Source organism: Chitinophaga japonensis (assembly GCF_007830125.1).
Classification (GTDB): Bacteria; Bacteroidota; Bacteroidia; order Chitinophagales; family Chitinophagaceae; genus Chitinophaga; species Chitinophaga japonensis.
The window spans coordinates 1,172,871-1,197,581 of the sequence record NZ_VLLG01000002.1; the positions used below are offsets into that span (position 1 = coordinate 1,172,871).

At 51.2% G+C, this 24,711-nt stretch carries 21 protein-coding genes and 1 tRNA gene; 5 read left to right on the forward strand and 17 right to left on the reverse strand.

Features of this window, described 5'->3' with window-relative positions:
* Positions 1-19: 19 nt before the first annotated feature.
* From LX66_RS04595 to hflX, 7 genes are all read right to left on the reverse strand, one after another.
* On the reverse strand, positions 20-1,159 hold the full coding sequence (locus tag LX66_RS04595; RefSeq protein ID WP_145710709.1) for a glycoside hydrolase family 130 protein: 1,140 nt from the start codon (positions 1,157-1,159) through the stop codon (positions 20-22).
* 168 nt (positions 1,160-1,327) lie between these two features.
* The gene (locus LX66_RS04600; RefSeq protein WP_145710710.1) at positions 1,328-2,344 is read right to left on the reverse strand and encodes a DNA-methyltransferase; all 1,017 of its coding nucleotides are present in this window, start codon (positions 2,342-2,344) and stop codon (positions 1,328-1,330) included.
* Positions 2,345-2,346: 2 nt separating this feature from the next.
* Positions 2,347-3,810 carry a HEAT repeat domain-containing protein gene (locus tag LX66_RS04605; RefSeq protein ID WP_145710711.1) on the reverse strand — a complete coding sequence of 488 codons (1,464 nt, stop codon included), beginning with the start codon at positions 3,808-3,810 and terminating at the stop codon, positions 2,347-2,349.
* Positions 3,811-4,004: 194 nt separating this feature from the next.
* Positions 4,005-4,078 (reverse strand) — tRNA-Asn (locus LX66_RS04610).
* Positions 4,079-4,361: 283 nt separating this feature from the next.
* Positions 4,362-6,035, reverse strand: coding sequence for an ArnT family glycosyltransferase (locus LX66_RS04615; protein ID WP_145710712.1), 1,674 nt, complete (start codon positions 6,033-6,035; stop codon positions 4,362-4,364).
* A 36-nt stretch (positions 6,036-6,071) separates the two neighbouring features.
* Positions 6,072-6,422, reverse strand: a complete 351-nt coding sequence (locus LX66_RS04620; RefSeq protein ID WP_145710713.1) for a Rieske (2Fe-2S) protein — start codon at positions 6,420-6,422, stop codon at positions 6,072-6,074.
* Positions 6,423-6,431: 9 nt separating this feature from the next.
* Entirely contained in the window at positions 6,432-7,622 is a 1,191-nt protein-coding gene (gene hflX / locus LX66_RS04625; RefSeq protein ID WP_145710714.1) for a GTPase HflX, read from the reverse strand.
* A gap of 161 nt (positions 7,623-7,783) precedes the next feature.
* Here hflX and LX66_RS04630 point away from each other — a divergent pair, with 161 nt between their 5' ends.
* Positions 7,784-9,769 (forward strand): S9 family peptidase, encoded by a 1,986-nt coding sequence (locus tag LX66_RS04630; RefSeq protein ID WP_244620292.1) that lies wholly within the window; start codon positions 7,784-7,786, stop codon positions 9,767-9,769.
* 5 nt (positions 9,770-9,774) lie between these two features.
* Positions 9,775-10,551, forward strand: a complete 777-nt coding sequence (locus LX66_RS04635; RefSeq protein WP_145710716.1) for an enoyl-CoA hydratase-related protein — start codon at positions 9,775-9,777, stop codon at positions 10,549-10,551.
* A 48-nt stretch (positions 10,552-10,599) separates the two neighbouring features.
* Here LX66_RS04635 and LX66_RS04640 read toward each other — a convergent pair whose 3' ends face one another.
* On the reverse strand, positions 10,600-11,292 hold the full coding sequence (locus tag LX66_RS04640; protein ID WP_158642535.1) for a porin family protein: 693 nt from the start codon (positions 11,290-11,292) through the stop codon (positions 10,600-10,602).
* A gap of 206 nt (positions 11,293-11,498) precedes the next feature.
* On the opposite strand from LX66_RS04640, the gene LX66_RS04645 reads away from it, so the two are divergent.
* The gene (locus tag LX66_RS04645) at positions 11,499-13,637 is read left to right on the forward strand and encodes an ATP-binding protein (RefSeq protein WP_145710718.1); all 2,139 of its coding nucleotides are present in this window, start codon (positions 11,499-11,501) and stop codon (positions 13,635-13,637) included.
* Positions 13,638-13,721: 84 nt separating this feature from the next.
* Here LX66_RS04645 and LX66_RS04650 read toward each other — a convergent pair whose 3' ends face one another.
* Genes LX66_RS04650 through LX66_RS28600 form a run of 7 tightly spaced genes read right to left on the reverse strand, consistent with a single transcriptional unit; the run spans position 13,722 to position 22,084 of the window.
* Positions 13,722-15,422, reverse strand: a complete 1,701-nt coding sequence (locus tag LX66_RS04650; protein ID WP_145710719.1) for a sensor histidine kinase — start codon at positions 15,420-15,422, stop codon at positions 13,722-13,724.
* Complete coding sequence (locus LX66_RS04655) at positions 15,419-16,546, reverse strand: universal stress protein (RefSeq protein ID WP_145710720.1); 1,128 nt, start codon at positions 16,544-16,546, stop codon at positions 15,419-15,421. Before LX66_RS04655 ends, LX66_RS04650 begins: the two co-directional genes overlap by 4 nt.
* A 10-nt stretch (positions 16,547-16,556) precedes the next feature.
* Positions 16,557-17,591 carry a porin gene (locus tag LX66_RS04660; protein ID WP_145710721.1) on the reverse strand — a complete coding sequence of 345 codons (1,035 nt, stop codon included), beginning with the start codon at positions 17,589-17,591 and terminating at the stop codon, positions 16,557-16,559.
* A 14-nt stretch (positions 17,592-17,605) separates the two neighbouring features.
* Complete coding sequence (locus LX66_RS04665) at positions 17,606-18,169, reverse strand: K(+)-transporting ATPase subunit C (protein ID WP_145710722.1); 564 nt, start codon at positions 18,167-18,169, stop codon at positions 17,606-17,608.
* An 18-nt stretch (positions 18,170-18,187) separates the two neighbouring features.
* Positions 18,188-20,239: a potassium-transporting ATPase subunit KdpB gene (gene kdpB, locus LX66_RS04670; RefSeq protein WP_145710723.1), complete on the reverse strand. Its 2,052-nt coding sequence runs from the start codon at positions 20,237-20,239 to the stop codon at positions 18,188-18,190.
* Between the two features lie 28 nt (positions 20,240-20,267).
* Entirely contained in the window at positions 20,268-21,983 is a 1,716-nt protein-coding gene (kdpA, locus tag LX66_RS04675; RefSeq protein WP_145710724.1) for a potassium-transporting ATPase subunit KdpA, read from the reverse strand.
* A 23-nt stretch (positions 21,984-22,006) separates the two neighbouring features.
* Positions 22,007-22,084, reverse strand: coding sequence for a potassium-transporting ATPase subunit F (locus LX66_RS28600; protein WP_145712027.1), 78 nt, complete (start codon positions 22,082-22,084; stop codon positions 22,007-22,009).
* A 346-nt stretch (positions 22,085-22,430) separates the two neighbouring features.
* On the opposite strand from LX66_RS28600, the gene LX66_RS04685 reads away from it, so the two are divergent.
* The gene (locus LX66_RS04685; protein ID WP_145710725.1) at positions 22,431-23,471 is read left to right on the forward strand and encodes a tetratricopeptide repeat protein; all 1,041 of its coding nucleotides are present in this window, start codon (positions 22,431-22,433) and stop codon (positions 23,469-23,471) included.
* Positions 23,472-23,481: 10 nt separating this feature from the next.
* A complete protein-coding gene (locus LX66_RS04690) occupies positions 23,482-24,015 on the forward strand; it encodes a metalloprotease family protein (protein ID WP_211365997.1) in 534 nt (177 codons plus the stop codon).
* Positions 24,016-24,085: 70 nt separating this feature from the next.
* Here LX66_RS04690 and LX66_RS28605 read toward each other — a convergent pair whose 3' ends face one another.
* Positions 24,086-24,340: a type II toxin-antitoxin system VapC family toxin gene (locus LX66_RS28605; RefSeq protein ID WP_407643568.1), complete on the reverse strand. Its 255-nt coding sequence runs from the start codon at positions 24,338-24,340 to the stop codon at positions 24,086-24,088.
* Positions 24,341-24,466: 126 nt separating this feature from the next.
* The gene (locus LX66_RS04700; RefSeq protein WP_145710726.1) at positions 24,467-24,697 is read right to left on the reverse strand and encodes a hypothetical protein; all 231 of its coding nucleotides are present in this window, start codon (positions 24,695-24,697) and stop codon (positions 24,467-24,469) included.
* Positions 24,698-24,711: the final 14 nt, after the last annotated feature.

The window sequence follows — 24,711 nt, forward strand, 5'->3', positions numbered from 1 at the left end:
CTTGTAATGGGCGTTAAAGTTAATCACCCGGATCGTAAACAGCAACCGCTACCCGGCTGTCGGCACAGCCATAGTACAGGAACCATTTATTGCGGTGATACACCAGGCCTTCGACAAACACGGTTCCCGCGGGATACTGGCCACTTTTTTCAAATGACTCCGTAGGTACAAAAAATGGCTTATCCAGCCGCGCAATCACTTTGGCAGGGTCAGCCAGGTCAAACAACACCTGTCCCGCCGCATAGGTATTAGCGGTATAGCGCTCGTCCCGGCCTTCACCGGCCTTGTTCTTGCCGTTATATAACACCAGGATGCCCTTATCCGTAATAATAGCCGGTGGACCGCATTCCGTAAGATCACTGTCAAAATAATTCTTCCTGGGTGATATCACGGCTTTCAGCTCACCGGCCTCATTCAACATTGGCTGCCAGTTCACCAGGTCATCGGAAGTAGCGATGTTCATAAATCTTTCGCCCCAATACATCAGGTATTTTCCCTGCACTTTTACGATCACCTGCCTGCCATTCACCAGTTTGGTAACAATGGAAGCCGATTTGCTGGCGAGGTCTTTGAACCTGCCGCCGTAAGCCTTATAAAAGGCGGGGCCATGTTTGGTCCAGTGTACCAGGTCCTTTGATGTAGCGACGGCAAGCCGCGGCACTTTCCTGTTCCACTGCGTGTACAGCATCACATAGGTGCCGTCTTCCGTTACGGCAATGCGGGGATCTTCGCAGCCGCCGGGCCATTCAAACACCTTTTGGCTGTCCTTGTCCGGGTAAAGGACCGGGGCGGACCGGCGTTTCATGTGAAGCCCGTCCTTACTTTCCGCCATGCCCAGCCGGGAGGTCCGTTTGCCAATGCCTATACCTGACTGATCTTCTGCCCGGTACAACACATAAATGCTGCTGTCCTTTTTTACGGCCGCAGGATTGAATACATCGCCGGCCTCCCATGCCACCTGTTTACCGCTCATCGGGTCCGGGAAGGTGGTCTTGGGGTCCGGGGAAAGCACCGGGTTTACACCTGCCGGGCGGATGAATGGTCCGAAGGCCCAGGCGGGGAGGGCCTGCTGAGCGGTGGCGACGGTGGAAATGGTAAGCAGGAGGGTGGCTAGGAAAAGTTTTTTTAGCGTGGAATTTGGGTTGGGTGTGTTTTTCATGATTGGAAATTATACAAAAAAAGGTACGATTAGAAATGCAGCCACCTATTAAAAAAGATGTGAGAAGGCACGGCAGAAGCATTTATTGGCAAGCTGTTCCAGGAAAGTATTGATTCCGGACAAGGAATTGCCGTGAAGGAATAGTCAAACCGATGCGGGTTTCACTGATTAGGTGTTCATGGACGTTTGCACTTCATTTTGGATTTCAAAACGCTTTATTTGTTTCTTAAAGGAACTAAGATTTAGTCCTGCTGTTGAGCATTTGGCAAGAGCCTTATACTTATTTTGATGATCGACATCATCTTCAGGCAAGAAACGAAGAACCGATGCAGACAAATATTGATGATCCAATTCAAATGCAAGCCATTTCCTGTTCAATTGCTCAGCAACCCAACCTGTTGTATTTGAGCCGGCAAAAATATCCAGCACCAAATCATTTTCGTTGGTAAGAAACTTAATAAAAAATTCTGGCAACTTTGCAGGGAAACGAGCTGGGTGCGCTTGCAAAGCTAACTTCTTACAGTAGCGCAGGTATTGAGAATTGCTTTCAGAGTTTGGGATCTGTAGTAAATTTGAAGGGATCGCCCCACCGTTATCATTACCAAAACTAGCGCTTATATCATGTCCCGAAGGTCTTTTCTTTGGTGTGTAGTATTTAGCACTATTACTAATTAATTTCTTCATTCTATCAGAGTATTCAGTCAAAACTTTACGAACGTCTGCCTTTGGAAATTCGGATTTTGAGAACCACCAAACAGTGTTCACAGAATCTTTCACTCTAATTTTTTTCTTGTTCACCCATTCTATTGGTGAAGGTAACTTTGAAGAATTATACCAAAAGAACTCCTCTGCAAGCTTCCAGCCTTGTTCATCGCACATTCTTATTAAGAATCGAAAATTATAGAGAGACCTAACAGGTATGCCCTTTTCATAAGCCCCCCCTAAATCAATTACAAAACTGCCGTCTTCTGTAAGAATTCGTTTAATCTCCTTAGTAAAGTTCAATAACCAATCAATATACTCTGATTGAGCTTTATTACCATACTCCTTTTGCCTTTGAAGCGCAAAAGGAGGTGATATGATAACAAGATTAACGGAGCCGTCAGGCAGCTCTTTCATCAATGATAGTGAGTCTCCTACAATTGCTTTCCCCAAACCGGTGCTATATAAAAATTTTTCAAACATTGTTAATATTCTTTAAGCTCATGAATCCAGCTAGTCGTTATTTTCCAAAGCAGCGTCACGGCAAAATAAACCTCGGAGTCATGATGCATGATTTTCTCGATTTCCTGTATGTATCGTTCCTGTCCTTGTATTCCCAGGATATACGTTATCCAGTGCCTCGAGTCCGTATCAGTCATACTTGCTAATAGCTGATCCAAAGTTATTGAAGTTGATTTCGTTAGTGCCCAGGCAACTCCAGGTTTTTCAATCGGGCTGGCGTCTGCAAATTTCTCCAGCAAATCGCTACTATAACTCTGCGTCATTTTCGCCAAGGCTCTTGCTGCCTCTATTCTTATATTTTCATCAAATGCATTAAAACTTGAAATTAGTGCGTCCAATGTCCCTTTACTTTTTTGTTCTCCTAATGCCCAGGCAGCTCCTGCTCTAATTTCGGCATCGTAATTATCATTTAGTAGAATCTCACACAACAGCTCACAGGCCCTTGGTGACCTAACTTCTGCCAGCACAATAACTGTTTCCAAAACATGCTGAAGATACTCGCTCTTTAGGCTCCTCTCAATAAATGAAAAGCCTTCTTCATTTCCAAGAATTGCCAGACTCGCTGCCGCCTCTAATTGAATATAAATATGCTCTTCCGAATCAGATATCCTCTTTTTTAAAGCATCTACTATACTCTTTCCCTCAAAGTAACGGAGCGCCTTTGCTGCAGCATACCGTTCACTGTGATTAAGGTTAGTAAGATTATTTATAAAATAGTTTGAGTCCACTACCTTTTGAGGAATATCCAAATAAACTGAAACAGTAGCTGCTATAATTTGATTTTCTAAAACATCCTGCCCGGGTTGCACCAGGGGTTTAAGAGTTATATCTACTCCAGTCTTACTTTTTTTCAATCTCCAAAGGGTTCTTCTTCCCTCAGGGGGGATACCTGTTATCTTTCCCTCAGTGATTTCTTCGATTCTTAGATTATTCTTTGCGATGCAGGAGGGCCATGTAACTCTCACCTCGGAGCCTTCCTGAGCACCTTTTGGCTTTTCTGTAACTACCTCGCCCCTTTTATATGAATCTCTTAGCTCCTTGACGGATATGAATTGTACTGGTCCTATTGGTTGCCAATCTATGGGTGAGCGCTCTCCCTTTTTACATCCAATTAAGGCTACAAAATCTTCGTCCTTTAAACCCGCATCCCATCCGCGCTCCGGATCACTTAATGAATGGGACATCGTGATCTCAAGTTTTGATTTGGCCCGCGATTCAATCCTTATTCCACTATTAACACAGATAATATCTGGCACCCTGATTCTTTTAATCTTAATCTTCTTCCAAATTTTATAATTCATTGAACCTCTTTCAAGTTCAATTGGTTTATGGCCAAGCTCAAATAACCTGTGAAAGACCCGTTGTGTACCAATGGCTCCCAAAGAAATCTTTTCTAAAAAGCTTTCGTCTGTTTTAAAGGATGGCATTATTTAGCTTTCTTAAAGCTTATAAAGATAAGGGTATCTTTGATACTCGTAAATATTCGACACAAAAGAAAAATGTCTGGTTTGATTAAGACAATATATCTCTTTTATTACAAACACTTACCGCTTTACTGGGGTGTTTGAAAATTAAAAAGGCTACCCTAAGGTAGCCTCCTAAATATTTATTGTTATTCCTGCTCCCCCTGCTGGACTTGAACCAGCGACCCTCTGATTAACAGTCAGATGCTCTAACCAACTGAGCTAAGGAGGAATATTCCTATTTCATCCCTGAATACCTCGCATTAACACGGCACTTTTATAATAAAAGTTTAGTATGCTCGGTTTCATTTGGGATTGCAAAAATAGGCAATTTTTGAATTTTGCAAAATCTATTGCTGTTTTTTTTAAAGAAACCCCGCAGCAGCCACAAATCTACGCTGGCGCCGCACCATTTTCTCCCAAAAACAAGCACAAAATCCCGTTCCCCGGTGTTAAAAGAATATTTAGCACTTCATCCCGTCTCAAAATACGTCAGCCAGTCTTAAAGTCCCCTCCTACTTCCCCGCCCAAGCCGTCTTCCCCGGCTGCACCCATACCAGCCAGCGCCGCTGCAAAGCGCTGCTACGGGTAGCATGATTCACAAAAGGCAGGTCCAGCTTGCTGATATAGAACTGCGGGAACTCCTTTATTACCTGGCAATTGTACCCCTGCTGCTGTAAGGTATCCGTATGCTCCGGGGTGGTGTACAGCAATACCGGCTCCGCAGCCACCGCCTGGCGCAGACTAGTATTGTCATAACGGCGCACCGGGGCGTCCAGGTAAAACTCCAGGGCGTAGGAGTGCGCTTTCCAGAAGCTTACCGGCACGCCGGGGAAACGTACGTTTACGTACCGGGCCACAGTGCTGCCGCTCTGGTAGCGCATCATATCCGGGTACATTACCAGGTTCAGGAAAATGTTCAGCACCAGGCTGGCGGCGCAGGTGCGGAAAAATACGAGGGCGCCGGTGCCGCTCTCTAACCAGCGGGGTAGCAGCAGGAACAGCAAAAGCCCCAGCAGCATGCAGAACAGGGCGTAATAGTTCAGCACCGGCTGGTACAGCACGCTTAGCCCCACAATGGCCACCGCCACAATGACCATAATGGTATACTGCGTCACCCGGTAGAATTGCAGGCCCTTCGCACTGCTGAGCGACAGGATATACTGGGCGGTCAGTATGGCAAAAAAGGGGAATATGATATTCAGGTAATGTGGCAACTGGAAGCGCGACAGGGAGAACAGCGCAAAAGTAAGCAGCGCCCCGCTGATGCAATAATACTCCGTGGCCAGCCGGCGCTTTTTAATGAACACGATCACCGCGGCATACAGCAATATGGACCACGGCAAAAAGGCCCACAGCACCGTATGAAAGAAAAAGAAAGGATCGCCCGATCCCTTGATAGGCCCGGTGTTCATAAACCGCCCGAACTGGCTGTCCCAGAAAAAGAACCGGATGCCCGAAACACCGGTACGGCCAAACACCACCTTCTCCGGGTGCATGTCAAACTGCTGGTACAGTGCATACAGTTCCGGCGTAATGAACACGGCTATCAGCAGCGCGGCCAGCAGCCAGCGTACGTGCAGCAACTGTTTCCACTGCCGCGTAAATACCAGGTGCCCCGCTATGGCGCCGCCCACCGGCACCAGGGCAAAAGGCCCCTTGGTCATAATGGCGCAGGCGGTAAACAGGGCGCCCAGCACCACATGATAGTTAAAAATACTGCGCTGGCTCCGGTACAAATGGTACACACCGGCTATGATCAACCCCGTCAGGTAAGGCTCCGCCCGTACATCATTATTGGAGATCACCAGGTGCTCCGCCGTCAGCAGGATGCACACGGCCCAGCGGGCGGTCTTTTCATTATACAGGTGGCGGGCAAACAGGTAAGTGTACAAAGCGCCCATCAGCAGGAACAAAATAGCGGGCAACTTGTACGCCGCCGTGGTATACCCGAATACTTCAAAACTAAGGGCGGCCATCCAGAAGGGGAAATGCGGCTTGTCCAGCCAGTCATGACCGTCCGCAAACAGGTTCCAGTAATCATTGTGCTGCGCCATGTGCTTGGCAATACCGGCGTACAGCGCGCCGTCCGGCTCCAGGATAGTGATGTTGAGACCGGTAAAATTCATGAAAATAAGGAGGCCGATAACCAGTAAGCTTACCTGCCTTTCGTTCGTATTGGAGATCATAAAAACTATTGGCAGTTCACAAGGGGGGCCGCCCCGCTACAGCCATCCAAACAGGCCGCTCTTCTCCATACCCACAAAAATGCCGTCGGCCCGCTGCTCCACCGGGTAGGTTTTCAGGTAGTAACCCTCTCCACTGCTGTTATAGCCATTCTTCATGCTGAAGCGGTAGCGGTGTATAGGGCATACTACATTCCCTGCGTCGTCTATAAACCCGTCGCCCATAATACCACTGGCATGCGGGCACTTGTAGGCAAAGGCGTATAATTGTGACTGGTGCCGGGCGCAACAGATCTTTTTCCCGCTCACTTCCAGCACCGTGATCTCGTTCTCCGCTGCAATAAGGTCTGCTGCATCGCCTATTTTATGCCAGTTGTATTGTTTAGCCATATACGATCATCAATAAAAATACTCCGTTTTGTACGGGTACCGCTCCCGGTACAGGGTCACCACCTTCTCCATGATGGTCTTGCGCAGCTCGTCGATGTTGCGTCTTTCCAGGGCGGATATGAACACGCTGTTACCATGCGTGCGCAGGTCCCAGCTTTCCTTCAGTTGCCGCAGCATGTCCTGCTTCACTTCCGGGGCCAGCCATTTGTCAAAGGTCTGCTCTTCATACAGGTCCATCTTGTTAAAGATCATGATGGTGGGCTTGTCAAACGCTTTCAGCTCCTGCAGGGTACGGTTCACTACCTCCACCTGGTCCTCGTACTGCGGGTGGGAAATATCCACTACATGCAGCAGGATATCGCTTTCACGCACTTCGTCCAGGGTGGATTTAAAGCTCTCTACCAGGTGATGGGGCAGCTTGCGGATAAACCCTACGGTATCGCTCAGCAGGAAAGGCGTCTGCTCAAATACTACCTTGCGGGTGGTGGTGTCCAGCGTGGCAAACAGCTTGTTCTCGGCAAACACCTCGCTTTTGCTGAGCAGGTTCATGATGGTGCTCTTGCCTACGTTGGTATAACCTACCAGCGCCACGCGGATATATTCGCCCCGTTCCTTTCGCTGGGTCAGCGACTGCTTGTCTATTTCCGCCAGGCGCTTGCGCAGCAGGGATATCTTATCCTTTACGATACGGCGGTCCGTTTCTATTTCCGTTTCACCGGGGCCCCTGGTGCCGATACCGCCGCCCAGGCGTTCCAGGTGTGTCCACATGCCACGCAGGCGGGGTAGTATGTACTGGTACTGGGCCAGCTCTACCTGTACCTTGGCCTGCGCGGTGCGGGCGCGCCGTGCAAAAATGTCCAGTATAAGGTCGCTGCGGTCAATTACTTTTACCTTCAGCACCTTTTCAATGTTGGAGATCTGCGAGCCCGTCAGCTCGTCGTCAAATATCACCAATGATATATCACGGCCGCTGATGAACTGCCGTACCTCCTCCAGTTTTCCTTTCCCGATAAAAGTGGCCCGGTCCGGGTGCGCCAGCTTCTGCGTATACCGCTTTACCGTTACCGCACCGGCCGTTTCCGCCAGGAAGGCCAGCTCATCCAGGTACTCCTGTACCTGGCGCTCCGACTGCTCCTGGTGAATCAATCCTACGATCACCGCTTTCTCTTCCTGCTGTACTACTTGTTTCTTCTCTAACAATATTGATGAAAATTTTGGCAAAATTAGTGAATCCCGGCCAGAGTGTACAGACTACCCCGCGCTGCGGAGCCGGCTTACGCTATTTTTCCTACATTTAACCATCCAAAAAGGTTACAACAATGTATAAACCATTTTTACTGACAGGATTACTGTTCTCTACTATGACTATGGCACAGGATAAAATGACGCCCGAACTGCTCTGGCAGTTGGGAAGGGTAAGCGGCGAAACAGTGACGGCAGATGGTAAGACCGTTATTTACGGCGTAACGCGGTACAATATCGCGGAGAATAAAAGTGAAAAGAACCTGTATGCCATTCCCCTGGCCGGCGGCGAGGCCCGGCAGATCACGCAGCAGCCCGGCGCCGAAGGAGGCGTAGCGGCGCTGCAGGACGGGCAGATAGGCTACGCCTATAAAGGCCAGTGGTGGGAAATGAACGCGGACGGCTCCGGCGCCGTACAGAAAACCAACGTACAGGACGGCATGCAGAACATCCGCCGTTCGCCGGATGGTAAGCATATCCTTTTCTCAAAGGAAGTGAAGCTCCGCAAAGTAAGCGGCAGCGATTTTTACCCGGACCTCCCAAAATCCGACGTACAGATATATGATAACCTGAACTACCGGCACTGGGATACCTGGGAGGACGGCAGCTTCCAGCACGTGTTTTATGCCACCTATGATAACGGGCAAACCGGTACGCCGGTGGATATCATGGAAGGCGAACCTTACGATTGCCCGCAAATGCCCTTTGGCGGCGCGGAAGACATGATCTGGAGCCCCGATGGTACAAGCATCCTGTATGTATGCAAAAAGAAATCCGGGAAGGACTATGCCGTAAGCACCAACACGGACATTTACGAATACAACCTGGCTGCCCGCAGCACCCGCAACCTCACGGAAGGCATGCCCGGTTATGATATGGCGCCCGCTTTCAGCCCCGATGGCCGCTACCTGGCCTGGCTGAGCATGGCCCGCGATGGCTATGAGGCAGACAAGAATGATATTGTGGTGATGGACCGCAACAGCGGGAAGATCAGCAATCTTACCAGGGACTGGGACGGCACGGCTGCCGCCATCCGCTGGAGCAACGACGGACAGCAACTGTTCTTCCTGGCCGTTGTAAAGGGCACGGAGCAACTCCACGCCATCTCGCTGCAAAAGGACATGGCCGCCACTACGGCCAAACATATACGCCAGCTTACCAGCGGAGATTTTGACATCACCGGCTTTGCAGGGCAGGCGGACAACCAGTTGGTAGTGTCCCGCACGGATATGAACCATGCCACCGAGCTGTTTACCGTAGGCCTTTCCGGCGGAGAACCGCAGCCGCTGACCTCCGTGAACAAGGAAGTATATGATAAGATCGGCCTGTGTAAAATTGAAAAACGCTGGATAAAGACCACAGACGGCAAGGAGATGCTGACCTGGGTGATATTTCCCCCGGATTTTGATCCTGCCAAAAAATATCCTACCCTGCTGTATTGCCAGGGCGGGCCGCAGGCGCCCCTCTCGCAATTCTACTCCTACCGCTGGAATTTCCAGTTAATGGCCTCCCAGGGGTACATCGTGGTAGCGCCCAACCGCCGGGGCATGCCGGGGCACGGCGTGGAATGGAACGCCTCCATCAGCAAGGACTGGGGCGGCCAGCCCATCCGCGACTACCTGAGCGCTATTGATGCCGTAAGCCAGGAACCTTATGTAGATAAAAGCCGGCTCGGAGCAGTAGGCGCCAGCTACGGTGGTTATTCCGTATATATGCTGGCCGGGGTGCACAATAACCGTTTCAAAACCTTCATCGCACACGATGGACTGTTTGACCTGAAAAGCTGGTACGGCACCACGGAAGAGCTGTGGTTCGCCAACTGGGACATCGGCGCCTGGTGGGATGCGGCCAATAACAAAAGCTACCAGGAATTCAATCCCAGCAATTTTGCCAATAAATGGAACACGCCCATCCTGGTCATCCAGGGCGGCCGGGATTTCCGGGTAGGCATAGAGCAGGGGCTGCAGGCCTTCCAACTGGCGCAGCTAAAAGGCCTCAAAAGTAAGCTGCTGTATTTCCCGGAAGAGAACCACTGGGTGCTGAGCGCGCAGAACGCGCTGGTATGGCAGCGGGAATTCTTTAAATGGCTGGAGGAAACACTTTAAAAACTATGGATCATCTGACCCTTCACTCTGAAAACGGCATTGCCACCATTACCCTCAACCGCCCGGAGGTGTACAACGCTTTTAATGATCCCCTGAGCTACGAACTGCAGGATGCACTGAAGCAGGTGGAAAAGGACGCGGAAGTACGGGTAGTGGTGCTCACCGGCGCCGGCAAGGCCTTCTGCAGCGGGCAGGACCTGAAAGCTTCCGCGGAAGCGGGTAACCGCAGCTTCAGCGAGTCGCTGCACAAGCGTTACAATCCCATTATCCGCGCCATCCGCAATATGCCCAAGCCGGTTATCTGCAGGCTGAACGGGGTGGCGGCAGGGGCCGGTTGTTCCCTGGCGCTGGCCTGCGACCTGGTCATTGCCAGCGAAACCGCCACGCTGATAGAGATATTCGTGAATATTGCCCTGGTGCTGGATTCCGGCTCCTCCTACTTCCTGCCCCGCACCATCGGCTACCACCGGGCTTTTGAAATGGCCACCAAAGCCTCCAGGCTTAGTGCGGCGGAAGCCCTGCAACTGGGGCTGGTAAACAGGGTGGTAAAACCGGAGGAACTGGATGCGGCCGTACAGGCGGAAGCGGAGTTTTACGCCCATGCGCCCACCAAAGCCATCGGGCTGATGAAAAAACTGCTCACTAAAGGAATGACGGAAAACCTGGATGCCGTACTGGACTACGAGGCCTATTGCCAGGAAATTGCCGGCCGCTCAGAAGATTATCAAGAAGGCGTGCAGGCATTTATGGAGAAGCGGAAACCGGGATTCAAAGGAAAGTAAGATGATATAATGAGCAGATATGCACGGGTGCATATCTGCTCATTATAATTATAATCCGCTGATGGCAATACCGATAGAATACGGTCTTATGTCTGCCAGATTGCTGCCATTGTCTTTGAACAGGCCGTTCAGATTATAGGAACCGTACAGGGCAAAGTTGCCATAGCCGATGCGCGCCGTGGCTGCGTAGCGCCAGGAGTTGAAGAAACGCTTATTGGCTTCTTTTACCGTATGCTTGGCCCCGCCCAGGTTGCTGCGGGCTTTGGTATGCGCGTTCACCAGGTTGCCGATCTTCACGCCCAGCGCCGCCTTAAAGCCTTTATTGGCATTGTCCGGCACACTGCGGTAGCGCAGCTCCAGGGGCAGCTCCAGGTAAGTGGTGGCTACCTTGTATTTGCTATAATCGTCTGTGGCGGAAACCCTGGCCACATCGGTTGTGCCGTCGTCCATATTCAGCTCATGGTCCGGCAGCATGACGCCACTGGTGCCAATGCCCAGGCCGGCGGCCAGGCTCATCTTGGTTTTACTGATGGGAAAATCGTACATGAAGGCGATATTGAAGCCCCGGTTAAAACCGGTGCCCACGCTGTCGGGCTTGCTGGCCCAGCCGTCATAAGTAAGCGAAATAACCAGAAAATCCCTGGAATGCGAAACAGAGGTCATCGCCTTGTTCATGGCTCCCTGGGAAAAAACACTAAAAGAGATCGCCATTAACCCAATGGTAAAAAGTATTTTTTTCATTCGTCGAGCGTTTATCTTTTTTACAGGCCTTATTGAATTCTGCAATGACATACCCCTTATAAGGAATGTTTATCATGCTAGGTTTCACAAATTTATAACGGCTTAGGCAAAAGAATATTAGGCAAATCTAATGGAATGTTGAACAATTTCCCCTCAAATAGCGTAATTTATTTCTTTTTCAAGTCAGTCATGCCTGAATTGTCCTAATGAAGCAGCTTAAAAAACCAATCCTGATCCTGTTTCTCGTCAGCACCGCATGCTTTACCTGGCTGCTGTTCACGGAAAGGGTTTCCCTGCTGGCGGGTATTTGCGCCTTCATTCTTTATATTGTAGCCCTCCTGTGGCTGAACCGCGACATGCTGCTGCGGGAGCGTACCGAGAAAAACCTGCGGGAAAGCGAGCATAAATACCGGCAGTTGATCCAGACCACCCACGTGCTCATGTACACCTGCAACCGGGGCGGCTATTTTACCTTTATCAGCAAACAGGCCGCTGCACTGACGGGCTACACGGACGAGGAGCTGCTGAACCGGCACTATTCCGTGAACCTGGACGCCCCCACCTATGAGCGGCTCAAGGCTTTTTACCTTAAGCAGGTGGAAGATAAAGTGCCCCGCACCCAGGTGGAGTTCGAGATCGTTACCAAAACCGGGGAACGGAAATGGGTGGAGCAGGAAGTAATGCTCGTTTATAAGAACGGGGAAATGAAGGGATACCAGTGCGTGGTAAAGGATATTACAGAAAGGGTGAAATACGAGCAGGAGCTGATCAGCGCCCGCACCGCCGCTGAGGAGGCCAGGCGGCTGCAGGAAGTATTCCTGGCCAATATGAGCCACGAGATCCGGACACCCTTGAACGGCATCATCGGCATGACCAACCTGCTGCTGGGCACACCGCTCACGGCGGAACAAAAGGAATACATCCAGGCCACCCGCCAGTCCGCCAACAACCTGCTGGCCATCGTCAATGAAATACTGGACTTCTCCAAGATCCGTTCCGGGAAAATGATCATGGAACAGATCGCGTTCAACCTGCGGGAAGTAATAGAAAAAACACTGTTCCCCCTGCAGCACCAGGCCCGGCAAAAAGGCCTGCACTATTCCCTGGACATAGCGGACGATGTGCCGGACCAACTGCTGGGCGATCCCGTACGCCTGACGCAGGTACTGGTGAACCTCGTGGAAAACGCCATCAAGTTCACCCCCTCCGGCGCCATCCTGCTGCATTGCCGGCTGCAGGAAACCCATAACACCCAGGTACGTTTATACTTCGAGGTGAGCGATACCGGCATCGGCATACCGGAGGACAAGCTGCACATCATCTTTGAAAGCTTTACGCAGTCCAATGCAGAGCACACCCGCCAATACGGCGGTACCGGCCTGGGGCTGGCCATTACAAGAGAGCTGGTAGCGCTGCAGGGCGGCACTATCCATGTTAAAAGCAAGGAAGGCGAAGGCTCCTGCTTTTCCTTTGAAATTCCCTTCACTAAAAACCTGTTCCTGCAGGAAGCCATGCCCGGCGAAAAAACCGCTCCTCCTGTACTGCCCCGGGTATTGCAGGACAGGACCATCCTGGTGGCAGAAGACAATACCATTAACCAGAAAGTGGTGTTCAATACCTTAAGCAAAGCAGGGGCCAGCGTAGATATTGCCGCCGATGGTAAAGAAGTGCTGGACTACCTGCAGCATAAAACGTATGATTGCATTATTATGGATATACAAATGCCGGAAATGGACGGGTATACCACCACCATCCTGCTGCGGAGCAAAGGCATTCGCACCCCGGTTATCGCCATGACGGCGGCGGCCATCAAGGGGGAACGGGAAAAATGCCTGGAAGCCGGTATGAATGATTATATTTCCAAACCGTTTGTGCCGGAAGAGCTATTCATGAAAATATTAGATCACCTGGGCAATCCTATTACAATACACCTAAATAACTATCCAATGCCGATACCGGAAGATGGCTCCCCCCTTCAGAAAGCAACGGAAATACCGCCAGCAGGAGTAGTGGACTTCCACCACCTGCGCAGCGTGGTGTTCAATGACCCGGATTATTTTAAAGAAATGCTACAGGAATTTCTCAATATCATGCCGCTCAACAGACAGGAGCTGGAGGAAGCGGTCCGGCAAGAACAATGGGACCAGGTGGCCTTCCTGGCGCACCGGATTAAATCCAGCCTGGGCATCGTGCCCATTACCAATGCCCTGGAAATGACCCGCGACCTGGAGAAGGCGGCACAGGAAGCGACGGACAAACGTATTGTGCACAACAAATTACAGGAGCTGACATCCCTGCTGGACACCGCCTGCCGCGAAATTCAATTAAGAATTAATAATGAATAATTAATAATACTTTTAACACAGGTGCTTCACGATGGCAATGATGTTGCGCATAATTATTCATTATTCATTATTAATTCTTAATTATTAATTACTCACCGGCAACCGGAAATAAAACAGGCTGCCTTTCCCTTCCTCGCTTTCCAAGCCAATAACGCCACCCTGCGCTTCAATGAACTCACGGGCAATGGCCAGCCCCAGGCCGGTGCTTTTCTGGTGATGTGTGCCGGGCACCTGGTAAAAACGTTCAAATATCTTTTCGCGGAATGCCGGCGGAATGCCCCTGCCCCTGTCCTGCACGCTGAAACTGAGCAAGTGCTCATCCTGCTGCGCCACCGTTAACATGATCACCGAACCCCGGGGAGAATAGCGGATGGCATTGGTGAGCAGGTTTACCAGCACCCAGGCGGTTTTCTCCACGTCGGCCTGTATACGGGGCAATTGTTCCGGCACATCGGTCTGTATGGTCACCTGCTGCTGTGCGGCCTGTTGCTTTACCGTGTCCAGCGCATACTGCACTACCTGCAGCGGCGGTACAGGACGGGGCTGCAGTTGTATGTTGCCGCTTTCCACCTGGGAAAGGTTCAGCAGCTCGCTCACAATCCTGATCATGCGCTGGTTATCCTGTTTAATGCTGTCTACCAGTTCCTGTTGTTCCGCCGTCAAATGCCCGGTGCGGTCGTCCTCCAGCAGCTTAAGGCTCAGGTCCGACGAGGCCAGCGGCGTTTTCAGCTCATGCGATACCGTGGCAATGAAATGCGTTTTGGCCAGGTCCTGCTCCCGGAAGGAAGTAATATTCTTCAGGATGATCACATATCCTATCCGCTCCTGCTCATGATGAATGTCTACCTGCTCTTTGGTAAAGAAGCATTCTTTGCCTTCCACCACAATCTTCAGCGGCGCATTGTCCTGCCGGTTTACCAGGAAGCCCAGCAGGTCGTTATGCTGCGCGGCCTCCTGGGCTGGCCGTCCTACCAACTCCGTTTCCGGCATGTTCAGCAACTGCAGGGCGGGCGTATTGGCAAAGAGGATGGTGTGCTTGTTGTCAAACCCGATGGTGGCGTCCCGCAGGCTGCTGATCACGGCCTCTGCCCGCTGCTTTTCAAACATAATGCGGGCCAGGTTGCTGTGCTCGTATTCATCCAGTTGCTGCGCCATTGTATTAAAGGCGGTAGCCAGCTCCCCGAACTCGTCGCCGCTTTTAAAATGCAGGCGCTGGCTGTATTTTTTCTCTGCAATGCCTTTGATGCCTTCTGTCAGCTCATGAATGGGATTGGCAATGTACCCGGGGAAATTATATACAAAAGTAAATCCCAGTAAAAAGCAAACCCCGCTGATAATGGCAATGTACAGCAGGGCCTTGTTGGCCGTTGCCTTCACTTTTTCGTGCTTGCCTGCTATGGCCTGCATGTTCAGGTCCATAATTACATATATGCTTTGCCGTATGGACTGTATGGTTTTCCCCGGCGGCAGGGTATCCCGCTTCAGTTGTTCAAAAGCGGTACGCAAGTGCCCGGTGGCGGCGGCTTCTCCCGTTTCCGTCACGTTGTCCTCCTGCTTTTTCAGTTGCTGCTCAAACCGTTGCAGTGCGCTGCGGCGGTCCAGCGACAGGGCATCCAGCGCCATCAGCATGTTCTTGCCATATTCCAGCGTTTCATAGTTATCTTCCAGGATAATGCGCGCCTTTGCATTGAGGTTGGTGAGATAGTAGTAGCCCAACACGCTCACCAGCAGCAGCATGGCATACAGGAACAACACCCCCAGCGTTATTTTGGTCTTCAGCCTCATGATAAAATGATCAGGTCTATATCATTGGAAGATAAGGTTTTTAATAGCTGGTTGAACAGGCTGGTGCGTAAAATAATACGGAACAGGCTAAGGTGCGGCTTGCCGATGCACACCGTGGTTACCTGCTTCTCCATAGCGGTATCAATAATGGCCTGCGCCACCTGCGCGTTGCGGACCTGTATCACTTCTGCGCCCAGTTCAGCAGCCAGCTTCAGGTTATTGATCAGGTGCCGCTGGGTGGCCAGGTTAATTCGCGTGGCATTTTCCCGGGGGGCCTGCACATACAGCACATACCAGTCCCCATGATAGTACGAGGCCAGGCGGGCGGTTTTACGGATCACCTTGCGCGCTACTGCGTCATTCGTAGAGATACAGGCCAGGAAGCGCTCATGCCGCATCTGCTGGCTGCGGGGCACCGCTATTTCCACTTTGCGCTCCACCTGCGAGGTCACTTCCTTCAGGGCCAGCTCCCGCAACTGCAGGATCTTTTCCGCCTGGAAGAAGTTTTTCAGCGCCGTTTCTACTTTTGATTTATCATATATTTTACCTTCTTTCAGGCGGGTGATCAGCTCATCCGCCGTCAGGTCTATATTCACCACTTCATCCGCCATCTGCAGCACATTGTCCGGGATACGCTCCTGCACTTCTATGCCGGTGATCTTTTTCACCTCCTGGTTAATGCTTTCTATGTGCTGGATATTCACCGCGGAAATCACGTTAATGCCCGCACGCAGTATCTCTGCCACGTCCTGCCAGCGCTTTTCGTTTCGGGAACCGGGCATGTTGGAGTGGGCCAGCTCATCCACTACCACCCAGTCCGGGTTCAGCAGCAGGATGCTGTCCAGGTCCATTTCCTCCAGCATCTTGCCCTTGTAAAACACCTGCTTGCGGGGGATGGCGGGCAGCCCGTCTACCAGGGCCTGTGTTTCCGCACGGCCATGCGTTTCTACATAGCCTACCTGTATGTTCACCCCGTTGCGCAGCATGTTATGCGCCTCCTGCAGCATGCGGTAGGTCTTGCCTACGCCGGCGCTCATACCGATGTAGATCTTGAGCTTGCCCCTCCCCGACGATTGGCCGGCCAGGTGCAGGAAATGTTCCACCGTATGTGCTTTGTCTCTCATGGCAGGATCATTAAAACCAGAAGGCCAGTGATGTGGTGACGGCGGTGTTGTTACTGTTAAGCCACTTGCCTTCTATCCTGAACAGTACATTGGAAACCGGCGTTACATCCAGGTTCAGGGAGTAGCCGGTGGTCTGGAACCCATTCCCGGTACCGGTGCTAATGATCACGCCATGCTTGTCGTTATAATGCTCTATGCGGCCGGCCAGCGCCAGTTTATCCGTAAATGCATAACGCGCTATTACAACAGGGCTGTACCACTGGTTCATGTCGCTGCCGCCTTTCTCCCTTTGCTCCAGACCATAATCAAAACCCGCTATCACGCTGAATTGATCCGTTATAGTAAAGATACCATAAAGGTTATTAAAGTACCGCATCCGCCGCAGGCTGTCCGGCTTGTCATTGCCGATAAAAGTGCTGTAGTTGAGCGTTACTTTATCACCGGGATGAAAGGTAACCTGCGTACCAAAGGCCGGGGTTTGATTACCGTCCACCCGCTGTATGCGCTGCCAGCCGTTCAGGTACAGGGCGGCCAGCGTCCATTTTTCATCCGGGCTCCAGGTGATCTTAACGCCGGCTTCATAGTACGGCGAGTTATCCGCCGGCATACTGCGGGTCAGCGTATAGCAATCCTTACCCACTGCGCTTTCAAAACCTATATGGGAGGGCAGGATACCCGCATCTACCCAAAGATCTTTACCAATACGCACGCCCACATTGGCCTCGTATACGTGTTGCAGCAGGTCCGGCTCCGCGGCCAAATTATACTGCGCATAGGTGCCGGCCATCATGGCGATATTGGCCCGCACGCGGTCTGCGTTATAATTGGCTTTGATATACCCCAGGTTCAGGTTCAGCTCATTGTGCCGGTTGTAGGTGTACATAAACCCGGGCTTCAAATGATCGGCCGGGTTGTTAAAGTCATAACTGTAATAGGCTTCCGCATAACCGGAAATGGTGATTTTCCCCTTTACGGTTTCAGTGCTGTCCTGTGCATACAGGTGCATGGTCATGGAGCATAATGCTATCAAAAAGATCCGTTTCATTTGTTGAGCAGGTGTTATTTAAGATCATCCAATGCGATATTCAGTTGCAGTACATTCACTTTTGAGGGGCCCAGGAATCCCAGCAGCGGCCCATTGGTGTATTGCTTCACCAGTTCCCGGATACGGCTTTCAGGAAGGCGCCGCTCCCGGGCAATGCGGGGTATTTGTATCTCCGCAGCAGCAGGCGACAGGTCCGGGTCCAGGCCGCTGCCGGAAGCCGTCACCAGCTCTGCAGGTATGTCTGCTTTTTGTACACCGGGATTATGCGCCAGGAAAGTGTCTATCCTGGCCTGTACCACTGCCAGGTACGCCGGGTTGGCAGGCCCTTTGTTGGAACCGCCGGAGCCGCCGGCATTATAGTCCACCGCAGAGGGGCGGGACCAGAAATATTTATCTTCCGTGAACGTTTGCCCCACATTGGCATAGCCCACTACTTTTCCATGATGCGTTACCGTTATACCATCTCCCTTGCCGGGGGCCAGCTTTGCCACCGCTGCGATGAGCAGGGGATAAACGCCGGCCAGCAGCACGATCAGTACGATGGTCAATCTTATAGCAGGAAAAATATATCGTTTCATTTGTCTTATATGAATTGGTTAGAAAAACAGGCTTACTGCCAGGTCTATCAGCTTGATGCCTATAAACGGCACTATGATGCCGCCCGCACCGTAGATCAAAAGGTTGCGCCGCAGCAGCGCGCTGGCCCCCACAGGCTTATAGGCCACGCCCCGCAAAGCCAGCGGTATCAGCAGCGGAATAATGATGGCGTTGAATATCACCGCGCTGAGGATAGCGGATTCCGGACTGTGCAGGTGCATAATGTTGATGCCCTGCAGGGCAGGGATGGAAGCAATGAACAAAGCCGGTACAATGGCAAAATACTTCGCCACATCATTGGCAATGGAAAAGGTGGTGAGCGTGCCGCGTGTCATCAGCAGTTGCTTACCTATCTCCACGATCTCGATCAGCTTGGTGGGATCGTTGTCCAGGTCTACCATATTACCGGCTTCCTTGGCAGCCTGCGTACCGCTGTTCATGGCTACGCCCACATCCGCCTGGGCCAATGCCGGGGCATCGTTGGTGCCGTCGCCCATCATGGCTACCAGGCGGCCTTCGGTCTGTTCCTTTTTGATGTAGGTCATTTTATCCTCCGGTTTGGCCTCTGCTATGAAGTCGTCCACGCCGGCTTTGCCGGCAATGTATCTGGCGGTTAAGGGATTATCGCCGGTGACCATGACGGTCTTCACGCCCATTTTGCGCAGGCGCTCAAACCGTTCCTGTATGCCGGGTTTAATAATGTCCTGTAACGCTATTACGCCCTGCACTTCGTTATTCAGCGCCACTACCAGGGGGGTGCCACCGTCCTTTGAAATGGCTTCTACCCGGGCCAGCGTCTCTGCCGGGAAATCATGCCCCGCCTTTTGCGCCAGGTTACGGATAGCGTCGTAAGCGCCTTTACGTATGCGGGTGCCATCGGGCAGGTTGATGCCGCTGCTGCGGGTTTCCGCGGTAAATTTCACCAGGGTGGCGCCTTCCACGGACAAGCCTTCCGTTACTTCCCGGCCCGCCAGCTCTACGATGGATTTACCCTCAGGGGTATCATCTGATAAAGAGCTGAGCGCGCAAAGCCGGATGAACGCTTCTTTGCTGACACCATTGGTGGCGTAAAAGTTCGTGGCCTTACGGTTGCCGATGGTGATGGTGCCGGTTTTGTCCAGCAACAGCACATCCACATCGCCCGCCGTTTCTACTGCTTTGCCGGATTTGGTGATCACGTTGGCGCGCAGCGCGCGGTCCATGCCGGCAATACCGATAGCGGATAAAAGGCCGCCGATAGTGGTGGGTATCAGGCATACAAACAAAGAGATGAAGGCCGCAATGGTAATGGGCGTTTGCGCATAATCTGCAAAAGGCTTCAGCGTTACGCACACAATAATAAATATCAGCGTAAAGCTGGCCAGCAGGATGGTGAGCGCTATTTCATTCGGCGTTTTCTGGCGGCTGGCGCCTTCCACCAGCGCGATCATCTTGTCCAGGAAAGACTCACCCGGCTCCGTGCTCACCCGCACTTTAATACGGTCGCTCAGCACTTTGGTGCCGCCCACTACGCTGGATTTATCGCCGCCGGCCTCGCGTATCACCGGCGCGCTTTCGCCGGTAATGGCCGATTCGTCTATGCTGGCCAGGCCTTCAATGATCTCGCCATCTGCGGGAATAATATCGCCCGGCTCGCAAAGGAATACATCTCCTTTACGCAGGCGGGAAGAGGATATGATCTTTACTTCATTGGTAAATATTTCGCCCATCACCTGCACCAGCCTGGCAGGCGTTTCCTCCCGCGTTTTCCGCAGGCTTTCCGCCTGGGCTTTACCACGGGCTTCGGCAATAGCTTCGGCAAAATTGGCGAACAGTACGGTCAGCAGCAGCACCAGGAACACGACCAGGTTGTACATCCCGCTGCCCTGGTCTGTGCGGCCGGTGATCATAGCATACAGGGTGACGATCAGCATCACGGCTGTGCCCAGCTCCACGGTAAACATCACCGGGTTTTTGATCATCAGCCGGGGATTGAGCTTCACAAAGGATTGCTGCAGGCTCTCCTTTACCAATTCCGCGGGAAAAAGTTGATTGTTCTTATTTCGTTTCATCTGTTAATATTTGTCTTTTAAAGGGCCCTTAACGGAGTGAGAAAAATTCCGCGACCGGTCCCAAAGCCAGCGCCGGGAAATAGGCCAGCGCATTGATAATAATGATCACGGCCAATATCATTACGCCAAAAGTGGCGGAGTCTGTGCGCAGGGTACCGGCAGATGGCGGGATGTACTTTTTACCGGCCAGCAGCCCGGCAATAGCCAGCGGCCCGATGATGGGCAGGAAGCGGCCCAGTATCAGTACAAAGCCGGTGGTAACGTTCCAGAAGATATTGTTATCTCCCAGCCCTTCAAACCCGGAACCGTTATTGGCATTGGCGGAAGTATATTCATACAGCATTTCGGAAAAGCCATGATAACCGGGATTATTGAGCCAGGCAGCCGGCTGCACGGCCCAATCCGCGCCTGGATGGTGCACCACCATATAGGCGGACAAGGCCGTACCGGCCAGTATCAGGAAAGGCGACAACAAAGTGATCAGTGCCGCGATCTTCACCTCCCTGGCCTCCAGCTTATGCCCCATGAACTCCGGCGTGCGCCCTACCATCAGCCCGGAAATAAAGACCGCGATGATGATAAAAATGTAGAAATTCAGCAGGCCTACCCCCACACCGCCATACAGCGCATTGATCATCATATCCAGGATGGCTATGCCGCCGGAAATTGGCGTCAGGCTGTCGTGCATACCGTTTACAGAGCCATTGGAGGTGGAAGTGGTGGCAATGCTCCAGAGTGCGGTAGCGGCGGAGCCCAGTCTTATTTCCTTGCCCTCCATGCTGCCAATGTGCTGTGCAATACCCAGTTTTGTTATGGCGGGGTTGCCTTTTGCTTCATAATAAATATTAATGCTGCAGAACGTGATGAACAGCACGGTCATCACACCGAATATCATATTGGCCAGCTTTTTCCTGTTAATGAAATAGCCTAATGCGAATATCAGCGCAATGGGTATCAGGATAATGGAAATGGTTTCCAGCATATTGGTCAGGTAGCTGGGGTTTTCCAGCGGGTGGGCGGAGTTCACGCCAAAGTACCCGCCGCCGTTGGTGCCCAACTGTTTGATGGCGATCATGCCGGCAGCAGGACCGCGGGACACGCTCACCGTATCTCCCTGCAGGGTTTCGATGGTATCTTTACCAGCATAGCTGGCGGGAGTGCCGTTGAAAGCCAATATTACTGCCAACACGAAAGACAGCGGCAATAAAATACGGGTGATGCTTTTTACAAAGAACTCCCAGAAATTGCCCAGTTGGGTAGTGGTCTTTTCCTTCAGGGCCCTCAACAGTACTACCAGCGCGGCAATACCGGTGGCGGCGCTTACAAATTGCAGGAAGGCCACTACGAACAATTGCGTGAAATAAGTGAGGCCGCTTTCGCCGGAGTAGTGCTGCAGGTTACAGTTCACCACAAAGCTGATAGCGGTGTTAAAAGCCAGGTCCGGCGTTTGGCCGGGATTACCGTCAGGATTCAGCGGCAGGCGGCCCTGGAATACCAGCGCAAAAAAGGCGTATACAAACCATACCAGGTTGATGGTGAGCAATGCTTTCAGGTGCTGTTTCCAGTTCATCTGCTCCCGCGGGTGAATGCCGGCCAGTTTGTAGAGCAGGCGTTCCAGCGGCGCCATAAAATCCGACCAGGTCTTTTCTCCTTTAAATACTTTGGCGATGTATTTCCCCAGGGGCCAGGCCAGCAGTAGAGCGAGCCCATAGGTAACGATCACGCCTAAAATCTCTGCTGTCATTTTAAAAATAGCTTTGCTGTTTATCAGAATTTTTCAGGTTTCAGCAGCACATAGGTCATGTAGCCGAAAACCAGGATTGCCAGGATGAATAATGCGGTCATAGTTTGTTGTTTTTATATCCTTTCGAAATAGTCTATTGATCTGAAGAACAAAATGAAGCAGGCCAGGCCTGCGAGTAGTAATAAAATGGTGAGCATGATGACTTGTGTTTGTTACGGCCGGTAGCAAGCGATTGGAGTGCCAGATGGGTGGGAAAAAGAGCGATAGCCAGATAACTGATTGATATACAAATCAATAAAGCTGGACTGTATCTTAGAAAGCAGGGGCGGGCGCCGGTAGCACCATGCAGAAACGGAAAGGTGGATTGCAGAAAATGAAATGTTTGTGGGATAATATCACCCCGCTTCCTTTATATATTAGCGGCATTTGTGATCCTTATCCCAACCTATGGAAGTAAATGAAACATCCCCTGTTCCCAACGGGGAAAATGCCTGTATCAAATGCAGCAGTCCCCAATATGAAGAAGGCTACCAGGCGAAGCTTTGCCGGGAATGCAGGCAGGAGCTTAGTCGCTACCCTGTTAAGAAAAGCGTGGTGTGGGCCGCTATCGGTGTGGGTATCCTGGTAATCGTATCGCTGTACAAGTTTCCCAGCTCTTTTTCCGCAGAGCTCAGTTACGAGCGGGCGGTAAAGCTGGAGAAACAGCATAAGTACATGAGCGCAGAAAAGGAGCTGCGGAAAACACTGCAGCTCTACCCGGAATACCTGGCAGGCAGCGCACACTTTATGCTGGCCGCCTTTTATAATGACCGCCTGCTGGCTGCAGACAGCGCCCTGGAGCACTGGGCTGGTGTCTCATCAAAAGACAATGAAGAACTGATCAGCCAGGTGAACGATGTATTGTCGGCCCGCAACTATTACTTTTTCGAGGACAGCACCTTTGCGGTCCTATACGACAGCCTGGGTGCCACGCCTGCTGCTGCCAAAGCGGCACTGCTGGAATATACACAGGCACACCCCAAAGATGTGCTGGCGTCTTTTTTATTGGCAAATGCCTACTACTCGGAAGCAGATTATGCTAATACAGACAAGGTCTGTGAAACCTTACTGAAGAATGCTCCCGACTTTCACCCGGTATACAGCCTGCTGGCTGCCTCCTACCGGGAGCAGAAAAAGTATGATGAGGCCACAGGCATATGCAACAAACTGCTGCGGCGCAACAGTGAATCCGTTGCAGGCAACATCTCCCTGATCAAAATACTGCTTAAACAAAAACAGGATCAGCAGGCGCTGCAAAGGGCGCAGGCCATTTACGCCCTAGCGCCCGATGATCCGCAGGTGCTGGCTGCGCTCATACTGGTCTGCCATTTTAATCACCGGCAAAAAGAGCGGGACCAACTACTGGCTACACTCAAACAAAGCGCTGATACCAGCGGACTGGCCGCTACATTGGATATTATACAAGGTAAAATTACTTACAGAGACTAACCGATCAATTATGTTCGTACCAGGCATTGTTATTTCCGCCGTCACCTTTCCCGGGGTAGTGGTGCATGAATTTGCCCACCAGCTTTTCTGCCGCCTCTTTGGCGTAGCTATATTCGAGGTAAAATATTTCCAGTTTGGTAATCCCGCCGGCTATGTGCTGCACGAGCCGGTGCGCAACCCGGTGCACCAGTTGTGGATAGGAATAGGGCCCTTTATTATCAATTCGGTACTGGCGGCCATTATTGCCTTCCCCGCGGCTATTCCCGTGTTCAAGTTCGGTACCGGTTCCTTTATTGATTACCTGCTGTTGTACCTGGCCGTATCCATCGGCATGCACGCCTTTCCAAGTACCGGTGATGCGCAAACGATGTGGAACAGCCTTATACGCGGAGCAGATACACCGCTCTGGTTAAAGGTCATTACGGTGCCAGTGGTAGGCATTATTTACCTGGGCGCGCTTGGCTCTTTCTTCTGGCTGGACCTGCTTTATGGCATGGGGGTTTCTTTTGGACTGCCGGCGTTGTTGATTAAAGTAATGGCGTAGGTATTCCAACTATGGCTTTATTATAATTCGGCTAACGTTACTACCTCTATTTCATCAACTGCCTTAAGTCTTATATCTCATTTGTCAGAAAAAAGTCTGCATCTCTCTCAAGGGCTGTTGATAATTGCAAGGCGTCTGGCGTTCTAAGATTATAAGAGGCTCTTAACCTTACTGCCGTTAATGCAATGTTATTATTGATTTCATAAATTTCTATTCCTTGGGCATTCGTCAAAATATTCCTGTATTGATTTACCAGGGCCGTTAAGCCTTGTTTTAATGGCAGCACTAATACCTCCAGCAGTGTTGTAGTAGAAGTAATAAAAATAAAACGTCCATTGTCATTAGCTGTAAATAAATTGGGTTAACTGAGCATGATGAGGGGATTGTTTTTCAATAAAATAAATAAGTGGGGCCGTGTCAAGGTAAACCCTTTTACCATCAAAGTTGGGGATCACCATTGCCTTTCATTTTCCAGATATTGGTCAATGTCAATATTTCTCCAGATTTCTGCACCTAACCCGGCAAGGGAAGAAATGGTAACAGGATGTTGCGCCTGCGCTTCTTCTTTCTTAAGAAGCGACACTATTTTTTCTAACAGGCTAAGCTGATCTTCCTTATCCAATTGTTTAACCTGGTATAATATTTCATTTATATCAGCGGTGTGTGCCATCTTTCCATCCATTTGTTACTAAATTA

Excerpts from the sequence above, each read along its gene's own strand:
- LX66_RS04620 (WP_145710713.1), bottom strand. The coding sequence starts at position 6,422 with ATGGCTAAACAATACAACTGGCATAAAATAGGCGATGCAGCAGACCTT.
- kdpB (WP_145710723.1), bottom strand. The coding sequence starts at position 20,239 with ATGAAACGAAATAAGAACAATCAACTTTTTCCCGCGGAATTGGTAAAG.
- LX66_RS04595 (WP_145710709.1), bottom strand. The coding sequence starts at position 1,159 with ATGAAAAACACACCCAACCCAAATTCCACGCTAAAAAAACTTTTCCTA.
- LX66_RS04615 (WP_145710712.1), bottom strand. The coding sequence starts at position 6,035 with ATGATCTCCAATACGAACGAAAGGCAGGTAAGCTTACTGGTTATCGGC.
- LX66_RS04690 (WP_211365997.1), top strand. The coding sequence starts at position 23,482 with ATGTTCGTACCAGGCATTGTTATTTCCGCCGTCACCTTTCCCGGGGTA.
- LX66_RS04685 (WP_145710725.1), top strand. The coding sequence starts at position 22,431 with ATGGAAGTAAATGAAACATCCCCTGTTCCCAACGGGGAAAATGCCTGT.
- LX66_RS04630 (WP_244620292.1), top strand. The coding sequence starts at position 7,784 with ATGACTATGGCACAGGATAAAATGACGCCCGAACTGCTCTGGCAGTTG.
- kdpA (WP_145710724.1), bottom strand. The coding sequence starts at position 21,983 with ATGACAGCAGAGATTTTAGGCGTGATCGTTACCTATGGGCTCGCTCTA.
- LX66_RS04635 (WP_145710716.1), top strand. The coding sequence starts at position 9,775 with ATGGATCATCTGACCCTTCACTCTGAAAACGGCATTGCCACCATTACC.
- LX66_RS04700 (WP_145710726.1), bottom strand. The coding sequence starts at position 24,697 with ATGGATGGAAAGATGGCACACACCGCTGATATAAATGAAATATTATAC.
- LX66_RS04665 (WP_145710722.1), bottom strand. The coding sequence starts at position 18,169 with ATGAAACGATATATTTTTCCTGCTATAAGATTGACCATCGTACTGATC.
- LX66_RS28600 (WP_145712027.1), bottom strand. The coding sequence starts at position 22,084 with ATGACCGCATTATTCATCCTGGCAATCCTGGTTTTCGGCTACATGACC.
- LX66_RS04640 (WP_158642535.1), bottom strand. The coding sequence starts at position 11,292 with ATGAAAAAAATACTTTTTACCATTGGGTTAATGGCGATCTCTTTTAGT.
- LX66_RS04655 (WP_145710720.1), bottom strand. The coding sequence starts at position 16,546 with ATGAGAGACAAAGCACATACGGTGGAACATTTCCTGCACCTGGCCGGC.
- LX66_RS04600 (WP_145710710.1), bottom strand. The coding sequence starts at position 2,344 with ATGTTTGAAAAATTTTTATATAGCACCGGTTTGGGGAAAGCAATTGTA.
- LX66_RS04645 (WP_145710718.1), top strand. The coding sequence starts at position 11,499 with ATGAAGCAGCTTAAAAAACCAATCCTGATCCTGTTTCTCGTCAGCACC.
- LX66_RS04650 (WP_145710719.1), bottom strand. The coding sequence starts at position 15,422 with ATGAGGCTGAAGACCAAAATAACGCTGGGGGTGTTGTTCCTGTATGCC.
- LX66_RS04605 (WP_145710711.1), bottom strand. The coding sequence starts at position 3,810 with ATGCCATCCTTTAAAACAGACGAAAGCTTTTTAGAAAAGATTTCTTTG.
- LX66_RS04660 (WP_145710721.1), bottom strand. The coding sequence starts at position 17,591 with ATGAAACGGATCTTTTTGATAGCATTATGCTCCATGACCATGCACCTG.